A 15,179-nucleotide genomic window follows, 5' to 3' on the forward strand; every position below is an offset into this window, starting at 1 on the left:
TAGTTTGAAAAAAGGGGCCAAACAAATACTTAAATCTTCATTTAAGCTAACCATTCTATTCTTACTATTTTTTGCCGCAACAGGTATTTCTTATGGGCAAGAAACAGGTGAGCAAGACGATACTGAGCAGCAACAAGATTCTGTTAAAACAGGTTTTTCATTAGGAAAACTTGTTCTAGAGAATCCTGAGAGTATTGTTTCCAAATACATTTATGATCCAAATTTAGATCGTTATATCTATAACGAAACTGTTGGCGATTTTGATATTGGTTATCCAGTTATCCTTACGCCCGATCAATACTATGATTTGGTTAGAAAAGAAGGGATAAAAGATTATTTCAAGGAAAAAGGGGATGCCTTATCAGGAAAAAAAGAAGGATCCGGTGACGCTCAGAAAAATCTACTGCCAAACTTCTATGTCAACAATGACTTTTTTCAATCGGTTTTTGGAGGAAATACCATCGAAGTAATACCCCAGGGTTCTGTTGCTATGGACTTAGGTGTGATTTGGCAAAAGAATGACAACCCATCCTTATCCCCAAGAAATAGAACTAACCTAGCCTTTGATTTCGATCAGCGCATCAGTTTGAGCATGCTCGGTAAAATCGGAGAACGTTTGCAGGTTACTGCGAACTATGATACCGAAGCTACTTTTGATTTTCAGAATATCGTAAAGCTAGATTATACACCTACTGAAGATGATATTATTCAAAGCATTGAGGTTGGTAACGTGAATATGCCTTTGAATAGTTCTTTAATTACCGGAGCTCAAAGTTTATTTGGTGTTAAGACGCAGTTACAATTTGGAAAAACTAGGGTTACCGCAGTTTTCTCAGAGCAACGTTCACAGAATAATACTGTAGTTGCGCAAGGTGGTGGAACTCTTAATGATTTTTCAATTACTGCTTTAGATTATGATGAAGATAGGCACTTCTTCTTGGCTCAGTATTTTAGAGATAACTATGATCAAGCACTTGAAAAATACCCGTATATAAGAAGTCAAGTACAGATTACACGTTTGGAAGTTTGGGTAACCAATAGAAGTCAAAATACCACAAATGTTAGAAATGTGGTGGCTATTCAAGATTTGGGCGAATATGATGAATTAAGTGCTATTTTGGAAGAAAGAACCACAAGAGCGGGTAAACTAGGTGGTGTTTCTGGTAACTTTTTCAATATTGATCCGAACGGACTTAATAATCTACCTAGAAACAATGCAAATGATTATGACCCTTCATTAATAGCATTGAATGGAGGAGCTCTTAACTCTGATATACGTGACATAGCAACTGTTGAATCAGGGTTTAATAGCTCTAGTTTTAATTCTGGATATAAGGCGGAACAAGGTTTTGAATATGCTATTTTAGAAAATGCAAGAAAACTTGATCCAGGTAGAGATTATGATTTTGATACACAACTGGGTTATATTTCTTTAAATCAAAGGTTGAGTAATGACGAGGTTTTAGGTGTAGCATTTCAATACACTTTTAATGGTAAAGTTTATCAAGTTGGTGAATTCGCTAACGGAGGAATAGAGGCCACAAGTGCGACTGTAACCCCAGGTACACAACCCATTATTGATAACAACACTTTAATATTAAAATTGCTAAAGAGTAATGTTACCAACATCAAAGATCCTATTTGGGATTTAATGATGAAGAATATTTACGCTACTGGTGCATTTCGTTTGAGTCAGGAAGATTTCAAGTTTAATATTTTATACTCTGATCCTACACCTCGAAACTATATCACTCCGGTTGAACCCTTTCCAGCTTCAGCAAGTGGCGAGAACCAAAAGCCCTTAGAGGAACGAATTTTATTAGATGTATTTAATCTAGATAGATTGAATGCTTACAATGATTTGCAACCGGGCGGTGACGGTTTCTTCGATTTTGTTGAAGGGCGAACTGTAAATACTCGAAACGGATTAATCATTTTTACCAAGGTTGAACCTTTCGGTAGTTACTTGCATTCACTTTTAGGAGGAGGAAATTACGAAGAGGAAACCTCATATAACGCGAATCAGGCAAAGTACGTTTTTCGAGATATGTATGAGTCTACAAAAGCAGCCTCGCTTCAAAATCCTGAAGACAATAAATTTTCGTTAAAAGGACGATACAAATCGGAGGGAAGTAATGGTATACCTATTGGAGCATTTAATGTTCCGAGAGGATCTGTTCGCGTTACCGCTGGTGGACGACAATTGCTAGAGGGTGTTGATTATGACGTAAACTATCAAGCGGGTACAGTTCAAATTTTAGATCCAACTCTTGAAGCTTCCAATACTCCTATAAATATTTCTGTAGAGAATAATGCAGTTTTCGGTCAGCAAACACGTCGTTTTACGGGTATTAATGTGGAACACCAGGTGAATAAGAATTTTGTTTTAGGAGGGACACTTTTAAATCTAAATGAACGCCCTTTAACTCAAAAGTCTAATTTTGGAACAGAACCTGTGAACAATACGATTTTTGGTTTGAATGGAAACTTCTCAACTGAGGTGCCATGGTTAACGAGATTAGCGAATAAATTACCAAATATTGATACAGATGTGCCTTCAAATTTATCGGTGCGTGCTGAAGTAGCATGGTTAAAACCGAATTCACCTAAGAATGCAGATTTTCAAGGAGAAACTACTACGTATTTAGACGATTTTGAAGGAGCACAGGCTTTGATAGATATTCGTTCATCTTTAGGGTGGAGCTTAGCGAGTCCACCAGTTCAATTTACCAAAGTCGGTAATGCGTTCACTGGAGATAATTTGCCAAATATTGAAACGGGATATGGCAGAGCGAAAATGTCTTGGTATACAATCGACCCCATTTTTTATACAAGCCAAAGACCAGATGGTGTTTCTGATAGTGACATGTCTACGAATGAAACCAGACGTGTATTTATTCAGCAGTTATTTCAACAAGATGTTGCACAAGGGCAAACACAGGTTCAGAATACGTTGAATATTAACTATTTTCCTGAAGAAAAAGGGCCTTATAATGCTAGTGTAACTAGCGACTTCAATGGTTTGCAACCAGATCAAAAATGGGCAGGTATCATGCGTTCGTTGAGTAGTACAAACTTTGAGCAATCGAATGTTGAGTTTGTTCAGTTTTGGATATTAGATCCCTATGTTGACGGAATTACTGATTCTCCGGGTGAATTGGTTTTAAACTTTGGAAATATTTCTGAAGACATACTTAAGGATGGTAGAAAGCAATACGAAAATGGTCTTCCTGGGGTAGATAGTCAAGAACTGACAAGACCAACAGAATGGGGTAAGGTACCACAAACTCAAGCTTTGGTTTACGCTTTTGATGCGAGTGAAGAAAATAGAGTCCGCCAAGATTTAGGTTTTGACGGATTGGATAGCAATGAGGAGTCAACAAGACGAGTTGACCCCAATGATCCTAATTCACCCATAATTTATGAAAATAACCTTGCCGAATCTCCTGATGATCCCGCTTTAGATGATTATCAATATTACTTAAATCGTGAGGGTGGAATTTTAGAGCGTTACAAAGATTTTAATAACCCTGATGGTAATTCACCAGTTGCGGTATCGAATACGAATAGAGGTTCCAATACCTTACCTGATGTTGAGGATATTGATCGTGATTTGACGATGAATACCATCAATAGTTATTATGAGTATCGAATTCCTATCAAACCCAATACAACAGTAAATGATAAGTATGTAACTGATGTTTTAGAAACTGCGCCCGTGCCTACTAGTGATGTGCCAGATGGCAGACAAATCAGTAGACGATGGATTCAGTACAAAATTCCATTAAGCGATTTTAGTGATGCTGTTGGAGGAATATCTGATTTTAGATCTATCAGTTTTATGAGAATGTATATGACCGGTTTTACAGGTCCGGCTGTGCTTCGTTTTGCAACATTAGATTTAGTGCGTGGTGATTGGAGAACCTATACCAAAAACCTTCAAGATGATATGGTGGATACGGATCCATCGGATGATGGTACTGTGATAGATGTGAATGCCGTCAATATTGAAGAAAATGAGAATCGTACACCTATTCCGTATGTATTACCCCCGGGGGTTGTCAGAGAGCGACTAAATAATAACAATACGGTTATTCGTCAGAATGAGCAATCACTTTCTTTTGTGGTTGAAAATTTAGAATCAGAAGATTCTCGTGGTGTTTTCAAAAGTTTGAACATTGATTTACGTCAATACAAGAAGCTAAAAATGTTTATGCATGCTGAGAAAATTGCGGACAGCGATTACTCAGATGATGATACTCCACTAGTAGGGTTCTTGCGAATAGGTACTGATTTCTCTGAAAACTACTACCAAATTGAGCGTAGTTTGCAGTTTACACCCTTTACGGCCAGATCAGAAGAAGAAATTTGGCCTGGAGTAAATGAAATAGAAGTTCTGTTGTCTGATTTAAATTTAATAAAATCAGCATGGATTGCCGGTGGTGACTTGACACAGGCTCGCTTTTTCGAAGTCGAAAATGGTGAGGTTATTCCTGTTGATGAATTTGCGCCAAGAACACTTGGGCGAAACAGAATCGGAATTAAAGGAAATCCGTCTTTAGGTAGTATCCGAAGTATGATGATTGGGGTAAAAAATATTGATAATATCCCAGCCCGCGGCGAAGTATGGTTTAACGAATTGCGTTTGGCTGGTCTAGACAACAATGGCGGTTGGGCGGCCGTAGCTGCTATTGATGCAAATATGGCTGATTTTGCTAATATAACCGCAACAGGAGCCACAAGTACTTCTGGTTTTGGAGCAATTGATCAAATGCCGAATGAAAGAGCTCGTGAAGATGCTACTTCTTATGACGTCGTTACTAATATTAATGTTGGGCAATTACTACCTAAAAAATGGAACATTCAATTACCCTTCAATTATGGTATATCTGAAGAGATTATAACCCCTGAATTTGATCCTGTTTATGATGATTTAAAATTACAAGATAGAATTGATGCCGCGCCAGCAACTTCAACAGATCCAAATGTGGCAACAAAAGATGATGTTTTAGAACAGGCTGAAGATTATACCAAAAGAACAAGTATTAATTTAATAGGTGTTCGAAAAGATAGAGGTGAAGAAGCTGATGCTAATTTTTATGATATTGAGAATTTTACATTCAACTATTCGTATAATGAAACAGATCACCGTGATTTTGAGATTGCGAACTTGAGAGATCAAAACGTCAACACAGGGTTCGTTTACAATCATGCATTTAAACCTGCTGAGGTCGCTCCTTTTGCTAAAAAAGATTCACTGTTTAATGGTAAATACCTAAAATGGTTGAAAGATTTGAACTTTAATTTGCTGCCCGCCACAATTTCGGTGAATTCAAATATTGATCGTCAATTTAATCAGCAACGTTTTCGTGATGTTTTTCAAGATGGTGTTGATCGTTTAGAACTTCCAACACTTAGACAGCGAAACTATCAATTCAATTGGCAATATGCCGTGAATTATAGTTTAACAAAATCTTTGCGATTAAACTTGACCGCTAGTAATAATAATATCGTGCGTAACTTTTTAGATGAAAACGGAGATACGAATGTTTTTCTCGACGAGCGATTAAATCTTTGGGATGGCTTTTTTGATATTGGGGAACCCAATCGTCATGCCCAACAAATGGAGTTGAATTATGAACTCCCATTCAGTAAGATTCCAGTTTTAGATTTTATCAGTTCACAATATACCTACTCTAGTAATTTTGATTGGCAACGTGGCGGAGATGCTATTGAGCAGGTTGCTGGAGGTAATGTAAATACAGTACAGAATTCTAATACGCACAATTTGACTGCTTCCTTGTCTATGCAAAAGTTCTATGATCAAATAGGTCTCAAGAAAAGAAGTGGAAAGACACAGGCAAAAACTGCCCCAGTTCGAAAAGATAAGGCAGGTAACTCAAAAGAAAAACCGAAGAAAGGCCCTCGTAAGACCAGCAAACTTTTTAATACAGTGGTTGATGTTGTTACTATGGTAAAACGTCTAAACCTTAACTATAATGAAACAAATGGAACTGTTTTGCCAGGCTATACGCAATCGATTGGTTTTGTCGGTACAACAAGACCTACATTCGGGTTCGTTTTCGGTAGTCAATCTGATGTTCGTTTCGCAGCAGCCCGAAATGGTTGGTTGACTAATTTTAATGAATTTAATGAACAGTACATCCGAAGAACAAATAAGCAATTGAATATTACGGCTACAGCCCAACCTTTAAAAGATTTAACCATAGATTTAGTGGCAGACCGACAGTTTTCAGAGAGCTCTCAAGAGAATTTTGATATTCAAAAATGGAAAAACGGGGAGAATGCTCTTGTAAATAATTTAGGAAGTTTTAGTATTTCGACTATGATGATTGGTACCGCTTTTGGAAAAAGTGATGAGTTTGACTCAAAGAATTTTGAGCAGTTCAAACAAAATCGAATTACAGTTGCAAATCGAATAGAATCTGATCGTGGTAATCAGTCGAATGGAGTTGTTGATGAAGAAGGTTTTCCAGAACGTTATGGTAAAACTCAGCAAGATGTTTTATTACCATCTTTTTTTGCAGCCTACACGGGCCAAGATGCAAATCGGGTGAATTTAGATGCATTTAGAAAGATCCCTATTCCGAATTGGAATATCAAGTATACTGGCTTAATGAAAAATAAGTGGTTTAAAAAGAGGTTTAAGCGTTTTTCTGTGAGTCATGGATATCGTGCTGCTTATAGTATCAATTCTTTTCAATCAAACTTAGAAATCCAGAATGGAAAAATAAACCAAGAGAACCAAGATTTCTTGTCTGAACTCATCTTGAATAATGTGGTTCTTACAGATCAATTTAACCCTTTAGTTCGTTTTGATTTTGAGATGAAAAACTCAGTTAGTGTGCTCGCCGAAGTAAGAAGTGATCGTATGCTTTCTCTCAGTTTAGATAACAATTTGTTGACTGAGAATAACGGAAAAGAATATACGGTCGGATTAGGCTATCGTATTAAAGACGTAAAGTTTGTAACCAATATTGGAGGTCAAAAAACACGATTAAAAGGTGATCTGAACTTAAAGGCAGATGTTACCTTAAGAGATAATTTGACGATAATCAGAAATCTTGACATTGATAACAATCAGATTACCTCAGGTCAAAATCTATTGTCCATTAAGTTTACTGCTGATTATGCGTTGAGTAAAAATTTAAATGCTCTTTTCTTTTATGACCATTCATTCTCACAATTTGCAGTTTCTACTGCTTTTCCGCAGACTACCATAAATACTGGTTTTACGCTTCGTTATAATTTCGGGAACTAAGTAGTTGTTATTTTCCATTCTCTCCTTAATTGAGTTTGAATTTGATTTTTGTATTTGAGTTTATATAGGAATCATTTACATTTGCTTGACTAATTAATATATTTCAAATGAACATACCATCGGAATTAAAGTATACGAAAGATCACGAGTGGGTTAGCATCGAAGGAGATGTAGCTACCGTCGGAATTACTGATTTTGCTCAAAGTGAATTGGGTGACATCGTTTATGTCGAGGTAGAAACCTTAGATGAAACTTTAGATCAAGATGAGGTCTTTGGTACAGTAGAGGCTGTAAAAACAGTTTCTGATTTATTTCTTCCGTTAAGTGGAGAGGTTATAGAATTTAACGAGGCCTTAGAGGATGAACCAGAAAAGGTGAACTCTGATCCTTATGGCGATGGGTGGATGATAAAAATAAAGGTTGATGATACTTCACAGTTCGATGAATTGCTTTCTGACGCTGATTATAAAGCCTTGATTGGTGCTTAAAAAACCCTTTTTTACAATTGCATTTATAAGCTGGATGATGTTCGTAACATTTTCTAGCTTATTTTCTTTTAGTGGTATTGATACGCCAGGTTTAGAAATTCCTCATTTAGACAAGGTAGTCCATTTTACTTTTTATTTTGTAGCCTGTGTGCTTGGGGTTTTATTTTTGAGGGAGCGAACTAGCGGTAAAATAACCTTAAAAAAAGCTTTGATAATAATGCTTTTAGTAACAATTGCTTTTGGCATTCTTATGGAGGTTCTGCAATACACACTTACTACAGAAAGAACAGGTGATATTTTAGATGGATTAGCAAATACTGCAGGTAGTTTTTGCGGGGCAGTAGCAATGAAGTTCTATTTTTCTAGAGAAAGAAGCTTAAAGTGGAAATTTTAGCGTCTTTCACGAAAGATCTAATCTCTTGCAAATGATTGTAATTTTAACGTCTTAAAGGGAAATATTAATTTTGCATGATTGAAATTATTAATTAAATTAGCAGACACTTAAATGTAATTATATGGAACTTAAAAAGAATCCAAAAGCTGACTTGACTAAAAATATGGGCCTATATTTTGTAATAGGTTTAGCTTCTGTAATGTTATTGACTTACGTTGCACTAGAATGGAAAAGCTACGAAGGAGGAGACGAATACGATATTTCAATGAATGTTGATGATGATTTGGATGAAGAAGTTCCAATGACTGAGCAGCTAAAGACACCTCCACCTCCACCACCTCCGGCAGCACCTGAAATTATTGAAGTTGTAGAAGATGAAGAAGAGGTTGAAGAAACTGTAATAGAATCTACTGAGAGTAACGAAGAAGAGGAAGTTATGGAAGTAGATGATGTAGAAGTTGAAGAAGTGGACGAAGATCTTGATGTGCCTTTTGCAGTAATTGAAAATGTACCAGTTTTTCCAGGTTGTGAAAAAGAGAGTAATAAAAGAGCTTGTTTCAATAAAATGATGCAAAAGCATATTAGCAGAAACTTTCGTTATCCTGAAATCGCGCAAGAAATGGGTGTTCAAGGTAGAGTTAGTGTTATGTTTACTATCCAAAAGGATGGTAGCATTGGTAATGTTAGAATGCGTGGGCCAGATAAGAACTTAGAAAAGGAAGCAGCTCGTATTATTGCTAAGTTGCCGAAAATGACTCCTGGTAAACAAAGAGGTCGTGCAGTACGTGTACCTTTTAGTATTCCAATTACCTTTAAACTGCAATAGAAGAAATATTTCATCATAAAAAAACCCTGGCAAAACCTGCTGGGTTTTTTTATTTTCCGTAGTTGACTAGAAAGAAGTCTACTTTTCTTTTAAACTGTTATAAATCGTTTCACGAAATCTCTCAGGGCTAATAAATCCTGTACCATGAACTTCGTCATACATCTTGGTGAGCGAAGAATTAGCCTTAACATCTTCCAAGGAAGCCCCGGTATCAATCACAGCTTGAATTTTAGTTCTAATATCCTCAAGCATTACCACATACGTTTCTAACTCTTTTTTAGTAGAAGGTCTGCCGTGACCTGGAATGATTTTCGTATCATCATTAATTACCATCAAAGCCTTTCGATGCGCTGCGATATATCCGTTGATGCTGCCACCGCTTTTTAAATCCATGTAAGGATAACGACCTGAAAAATACGTGTCGCCCATATGTAAAACGTTATTATTTGTGAAATAAACCATGGCGTCACCATCTGTATGCGCATTATGTACATGAAATGCCATTATGGTCTCATCGCCATCATAAAACGTAATATCATCAGAGAAAGTGACCTCTGGAAGCATTCGAACAAGGTAATCAGCAGTAATCTCACCTTTGTCTAATTTCTTTTGCTGGTTTGCCCTTATTCGATCTCTTACATTATCATGCGCTACTAAAAGGACTGTTTCTGAATTGAATTTGGCATTTCCACCAGAATGATCACCATGCATGTGAGTATTAAATAAAGTAGCCAGAGGTTTACTGGTGAGTGAACCAATAGTAGTTTTGATTTTATCGCTCAAACGATCGAACTGATCATCGATCATGAATACATTAGTTTCTCCCACATAAATACCGATATTTCCACCTTGTCCGGTTAACATGTATACATTTTGCGAAAGCGTGTCGACGGCAATAACTACTTCTTTATCTTGAGCCTTAACAGTTAAAACCGTTAGCATACCGAGAGTAAAAGTCAGTAGGGAAGTTTTTATTTTCATAAAATTTTGTTTTAAAGTGTCCATTTTCAAAGTTAATATAAATAGTGTCAATTCATTGTGAAAAAGAAGGTTGGGGTTTATCTTTGCAGCCTATTTAGAAGTTTCTATGAAGACGGCAGTAAGTACTACAAAGAGTAGCTCCTGGTCCTTGGCTTTTTCCAATTTTAAGGAAATTACCAAAGCAAGGTTAGCGATAAGTGTCGTTTTTTCTTCCCTTGCAGGATATTTGCTGGCACCCGTATCTCCTAGCTTGATTTCCCTTTTACTTTTAGCCTTTGGCGGATACTGCATGGTTGGGGCTTCGAACGCTTATAATCAAATCATCGAGCGAGATCTTGATGCTTTGATGAATCGAACGAAGAATCGTCCGATTCCTTCAGGTCGCATGTCCGTTAATAGGGCCTTGACAATCGCCATAGTATTAACTGTTTTAGGGGTGGTCGCGTTGTATTACTTGAATCCAAAGACGGCAATGTTCGGGGCTATTTCGATCTTTTTATACACTAGTGTCTATACTCCTTTAAAGACGAAAACACCATTAGCTGTTTTTGTTGGGGCGTTTCCAGGGGCAATTCCTTTTATGTTAGGATGGGTAGCAGCAACCAATGATTTCGGAATCGAACCTGGCACTTTATTTATGATACAGTTTTTCTGGCAATTTCCACATTTTTGGGCACTAGGTTGGATGTTAGATGAAGATTACAAAAAAGGTGGATTTAAAATGCTTCCCACAGGAAAAAAAGATACGGGAACAGCATTGCAAATAATAATGTACACCATTTGGATGATCGTAATTTCTGTGATTCCTGTATTTGGAATTACCGGTGATTTGATACTATCTATACCTGCGGCAATTATAGTTTTCTTCATGGGATTGGTTATGTTGTTTTTTGCTTTACAATTGTATAAAAAACGAGATAATCCCGCAGCGCGGAAATTAATGTTGGCAAGTGTCAGCTATATTACCTTAATGCAGATCGTTTACGTAATTGATAAATTTTTATAACTCATATACATAGGAATGGATTTAACCCAAGGTTCGGAGAAGGAGAAGTACGATAGGTCAAAAAAAATGATGCTATGGTTTGGTATTGCCAGTTTGATTATGGGTTTTGCTGGGTGGACGAGCGCCTATATTGTTAGTAGTTCAAGAGAAGATTGGCTGAGTGATATTCAGTTGCCCTCGCTCTTTTATGTGAGTACGGGGCTAATCATTGTTAGTAGTCTTACTTATATTTTGGCTAAAAGAGGTGTATCGCAAAATAAATCACAATTAAGTACTATTTTTTTGATCATAACGCTATTGCTGGGTGTGACCTTTATCATTCTGCAATTCAAGGGTTTTGAACAAATGTTGGGCAATGGGTATCGCTTCACAGGGCCAACAAGTAGTATTAAAATGTCTTATGTTTTTTTAATAGCCTTTGTGCATATATTGCACGTAGTGGCAGGACTTATTTCACTGCTGGTAGTTTTATTTAATCAAGTCAAAGGGAAATATACATCAACAGAATATTTAGGGATGTCTTTAGGTGCTACCTTCTGGCATTTTTTGGGAATTTTATGGGTGTATTTGATATTGTTTATGACGTTTGTAAAATAATTCGTGTAAAAATTGGTTTTGATAGCAATTCGATTTTTGAAACGTTAAAAAAGATGTAAATTTGCACAAAATCTAATCATACTATTAAGTTATATATGGATTCAACGGTAGCGACAGGTTCGGAAGAAAACGTTTGGGGTGGTGGTAACCAACCTCTAGGAGCAAGTTATGGTAAGTTAATGATGTGGTTTTTCCTCGTTTCTGACGCCTTGACCTTCTCAGGTTTATTAGCAGCATATGGTTTTTCTCGTTTCAAGTTCATTGAGACTTGGCCAATAGCAGATGAGGTTTTTACGCACGTTCCTTTTGTGCACGGAAATTTTCCGATGATTTATGTGGCTTTTATGACCTTGATACTGATCATTTCTTCAGTAACAATGGTACTTGCGGTAGATGCGGGGCATAGAATGAAAAAGAACGCAGTTATCTGGTACATGTTTTTGACGATTATTGGGGGTGCTATTTTCGTTGGTTCACAGGCTTGGGAATGGGCGACTTTTATCAAAGGTGATTTTGGAGCTCTAGAAACTAAGGGCGGTCGTATTTTGCAATTTGTAAATGCTAAAACTGGCGAAAGAGCAGCAATTGCAGATTTCGCTTCAACTATTGAAAGTGAAAGAGTTAATCATGAAAAAAAGAATGGTGTTTGGTACTATGAAGGCACTGCGCTTCCATCCTATTCTTTGAATGAAGTTGTTGCTGGTTTCAAAACAAATTCTGATATCGTAATTAGAACTGAAGCTATCATCCAAGAAGGAGAAGGGCAAGGAGAGAAAACGGTTTTAACGAGAGAAGAGTCTCTGGCGAAATTGAGTGATGCAGTTCAAGTTGTTGAAGGAGCAAACCTCATACAAAATGAATATGGAAGCAGACTGTTTGCAGATTTCTTTTTCTTTATCACAGGTTTTCACGGTTTTCACGTAACCTCAGGAGTTGTAATTAATCTAATCATTTTTTTCAATGTAGTTCTTGGTACCTATGAAAAACGAGGTCACTATGAGATGGTTGAAAAAGTTGGATTGTACTGGCACTTTGTAGATTTAGTTTGGGTATTTGTTTTTACCTTCTTCTACTTAGTATAAGATTTAATGTCATTCTCGCGAAGGCGAGAATCTTTGAAAAATTAGAAAGCAAGTTTTAATATACAGTCTAGCATCTAATGTCTAGCGTCTAACGTCTAAAGTAAATGGCACACGAACACAAATTAGAGATTTTTAGAGGACTATGGAAATTCAAATCTAACACACAAAAAATATGGGGTGTACTTGCCTTCTTATGTGTTGTTACGGCTGTAGAGGTAGTTCTAGGTATTCTAAAGCCTGAAATTCTAACAGATACGTATTTCTTAGGGATGAAGTTGTTGAACTGGATATTCATCATTTTAACGCTTGTAAAAGCGTATTACATTGCTTGGGACTTTATGCACTTAAGAGATGAGAAGTCTTCTTTGAGAAGAGCTATAGTTTGGACACCAATTTTTCTTGTGTTGTATCTAGTTTTTATTCTTCTTTTTGAAGCTGATTATGTATACAATGTCTACAAAGATGGCTTTGTTGCTTGGAATTTCTAACGAATTATTAACAGATAAAAAAGACGGCTTGATTGCCGTCTTTTTTATTTTTGCTTGTGCCATATTTATTTTGGCATCTGCTCAATTTTATTGGAATCTACATTACTTCCATAAGGAGTGATATAAGAACTGAATCTATGAAAAAGACCTTTGTTCTCGCAATCTTATTTGTTCTTCCAATTGTAGCCTATTTATTTTTTCTTTCAGGGACGACTAATTTTGGAAAACTAGCAGTACTTACTGAAAACTTGCAGGAAGTCCCTCCTGTAAATGATACTATTTTATTAAAGAATAAGATAACGATATTAGGTTTTCTGGGAAGCGATATTAATTCAAAACGGGCGAATGTTTTAAACTTGAATCAAAAAATATACAAGCGATTTTACGAATTCGATGATTTGCAATTTGTTATGTTAGCTACCAATGGTACGGAAACCGAGGTGACCGAGCTTAAGAAAGAATTAAGTGCTTTGGCGGATACCAAGAAATGGAAATTCGTTTATACAGATGAGAAGCAAATACAAGGTTTTTTTGATGGGTTAAGAACAAATTTGAAATTAGATGATTCAAAGGCTACACCTTATGTGTTTATTATTGATAAGGATCTGAAATTGAGAGGCAGAGACGAGGACATTGCCGAGAAAACGAAAATTAAATATGGGTTTAATAGTGAATCGGTGGCAGAGTTAAATAATGAAATGGTAGATGATGTAAAGATAATACTAGCAGAGTATCGATTGGCTTTGAAAAAAAATAACGCAGATCGCAGAAAGTAATGAAGAATAAATACACCTACGTTTGGGTATCATTAGTGGTTTTGGTCTTCGGAATACTGTTTATTCCTAAAATCGTTAATCGTTTGAAAAGCGGCACTGTTACCGAGAATGACAGGATGAATGTTAAAGATAATAGTGGTGATTTGGCATTCGTTATGTTGAATGGAAAAAAGAGGAGAGTTCCCAGTTTTGAGTTTATCAATCAAGATAGTTTGGTAATTAGCAACAAAGACTATGAAGGAAAGGTTTTTGTGGCGGAATTCTTTTTTACAAGCTGTCCTTCTATTTGTCCAATTATGTCTAAGAATCTAGTAGAGATTCAAAATGAATTTTCTGAATCAGACAATTTTGGAATTGCCTCCTTCTCGATCACCCCACAATATGATACACCAAGGGTTTTAAAAGAATATGCGGAGCGCTATGGTGTAACCGATCTAGACTGGCATTTGATGACCGGAGATCAAACTCAAATTTATGACTTGGCGAATAGCGGGTTCAATATATTTGCAGCGGAAATGCCAGACGCCCCAGGAGGCTTTGAACATTCTGGTTTATTCGCACTCATTGATAAAAACGGCTTCATACGCTCTAGAGTTGATGAATTTGGTAACCCAATTGTTTATTATAGAGGTTCTATTTCTGAGAAGGCTGGAGTAAATGAGGAAGGTGAAAAACAGCAGATCACAGTATTGAAAGAAGATATTAAAAAGTTACTTGAAGAGTAAATGGAAGATTTAGCCTTGAAAGAGAGAAAGTTTAATCGATTTATAACCATTGTTTCTATTGTTGTTCCTTTGGTTGTTGCCCTATTATTTGGAGTTAAAATTGATGGTGTTGAACGAATGGGTTTTCTTCCTCCTATTTATGCTGCAATAAATGGACTTACGGCTATTTTATTGATAGCAGCGGTTATGGCTATTAAGAAGGGAGATCAAGCGTTACATCAAAAATTAATGACCACTTGTATCGGTCTTTCGTTAGTTTTTTTAGTGTTGTATATTATTTATCACATGACTTCTGAATCTACTTCATATGGTGGAGAAGGTATTTCACGTTATATATACTTTTTCATATTGATTTCACATATTGTGTTATCTATAGTAGTAATTCCGTTGGTTTTAAAAACCTATGCTAAGGGGTATTTAGGTAATTATGAGAGTCATCGAAAGTTTGCCAAAATTACTTTTCCAATTTGGTTATATGTTGCCATTTCAGGAGTAGTAGTATATCTTATGATTTCACCCTATTATGTTAATTAA

12 protein-coding genes are annotated in these 15,179 nt (G+C 36.4%); 11 read left to right on the forward strand and 1 reads right to left on the reverse strand.

Annotated features, from left to right (window positions below):
* Nucleotides 1-4 precede the first annotated feature (4 nt).
* From sov to ACKWCD_RS10645, 4 genes are all read left to right on the forward strand, one after another.
* The gene (gene sov, locus ACKWCD_RS10630; protein ID WP_413983926.1) at nt 5-7,282 is read left to right on the forward strand and encodes a T9SS outer membrane translocon Sov/SprA; all 7,278 of its coding nucleotides are present in this window, start codon (nt 5-7) and stop codon (nt 7,280-7,282) included.
* Nucleotides 7,283-7,389: 107 nt separating this feature from the next.
* A complete protein-coding gene (gene gcvH / locus ACKWCD_RS10635) occupies nt 7,390-7,770 on the forward strand; it encodes a glycine cleavage system protein GcvH (RefSeq protein ID WP_413983927.1) in 381 nt (126 codons plus the stop codon).
* The gene (locus ACKWCD_RS10640; protein ID WP_413983928.1) at nt 7,763-8,164 is read left to right on the forward strand and encodes a VanZ family protein; all 402 of its coding nucleotides are present in this window, start codon (nt 7,763-7,765) and stop codon (nt 8,162-8,164) included. Before gcvH ends, ACKWCD_RS10640 begins: the two co-directional genes overlap by 8 nt.
* 121 nt (nt 8,165-8,285) lie before the next feature.
* Nucleotides 8,286-8,990 carry an energy transducer TonB gene (locus tag ACKWCD_RS10645; RefSeq protein ID WP_413983929.1) on the forward strand — a complete coding sequence of 235 codons (705 nt, stop codon included), beginning with the start codon at nt 8,286-8,288 and terminating at the stop codon, nt 8,988-8,990.
* Nucleotides 8,991-9,068: 78 nt separating this feature from the next.
* On the opposite strand, the gene ACKWCD_RS10650 is transcribed toward ACKWCD_RS10645, so the two are convergent.
* Nucleotides 9,069-9,971 carry an MBL fold metallo-hydrolase gene (locus tag ACKWCD_RS10650; protein ID WP_413983930.1) on the reverse strand — a complete coding sequence of 301 codons (903 nt, stop codon included), beginning with the start codon at nt 9,969-9,971 and terminating at the stop codon, nt 9,069-9,071.
* A gap of 106 nt (nt 9,972-10,077) precedes the next feature.
* On the opposite strand from ACKWCD_RS10650, the gene cyoE reads away from it, so the two are divergent.
* The 7 genes from cyoE (at nt 10,078) to ACKWCD_RS10685 (ending at nt 15,179) form a co-directional block, all read left to right on the forward strand.
* Nucleotides 10,078-10,977 carry a heme o synthase gene (cyoE, locus tag ACKWCD_RS10655; RefSeq protein WP_413983931.1) on the forward strand — a complete coding sequence of 300 codons (900 nt, stop codon included), beginning with the start codon at nt 10,078-10,080 and terminating at the stop codon, nt 10,975-10,977.
* A gap of 15 nt (nt 10,978-10,992) precedes the next feature.
* Nucleotides 10,993-11,574, forward strand: coding sequence for a cytochrome c oxidase subunit 3 (locus ACKWCD_RS10660; RefSeq protein ID WP_413983932.1), 582 nt, complete (start codon nt 10,993-10,995; stop codon nt 11,572-11,574).
* Nucleotides 11,575-11,669: 95 nt separating this feature from the next.
* The gene (locus ACKWCD_RS10665) at nt 11,670-12,656 is read left to right on the forward strand and encodes a cytochrome c oxidase subunit 3 (RefSeq protein WP_413983933.1); all 987 of its coding nucleotides are present in this window, start codon (nt 11,670-11,672) and stop codon (nt 12,654-12,656) included.
* 104 nt (nt 12,657-12,760) lie between these two features.
* Nucleotides 12,761-13,144: a cytochrome C oxidase subunit IV family protein gene (locus ACKWCD_RS10670; protein ID WP_413983934.1), complete on the forward strand. Its 384-nt coding sequence runs from the start codon at nt 12,761-12,763 to the stop codon at nt 13,142-13,144.
* 137 nt (nt 13,145-13,281) lie between these two features.
* Nucleotides 13,282-13,920, forward strand: coding sequence for a hypothetical protein (locus tag ACKWCD_RS10675; protein WP_413983935.1), 639 nt, complete (start codon nt 13,282-13,284; stop codon nt 13,918-13,920).
* Nucleotides 13,920-14,645 (forward strand): SCO family protein, encoded by a 726-nt coding sequence (locus tag ACKWCD_RS10680; RefSeq protein WP_413983936.1) that lies wholly within the window; start codon nt 13,920-13,922, stop codon nt 14,643-14,645. The genes ACKWCD_RS10675 and ACKWCD_RS10680 overlap by 1 nt, the downstream gene beginning before the upstream one ends.
* The gene (locus ACKWCD_RS10685; protein ID WP_413983937.1) at nt 14,646-15,179 is read left to right on the forward strand and encodes a DUF420 domain-containing protein; all 534 of its coding nucleotides are present in this window, start codon (nt 14,646-14,648) and stop codon (nt 15,177-15,179) included. It begins immediately after the preceding gene.

Origin of the sequence: Maribacter taeanensis, assembly GCF_047345145.1 — a bacterium.
Classification (GTDB): domain Bacteria; phylum Bacteroidota; class Bacteroidia; order Flavobacteriales; family Flavobacteriaceae; genus Maribacter_C.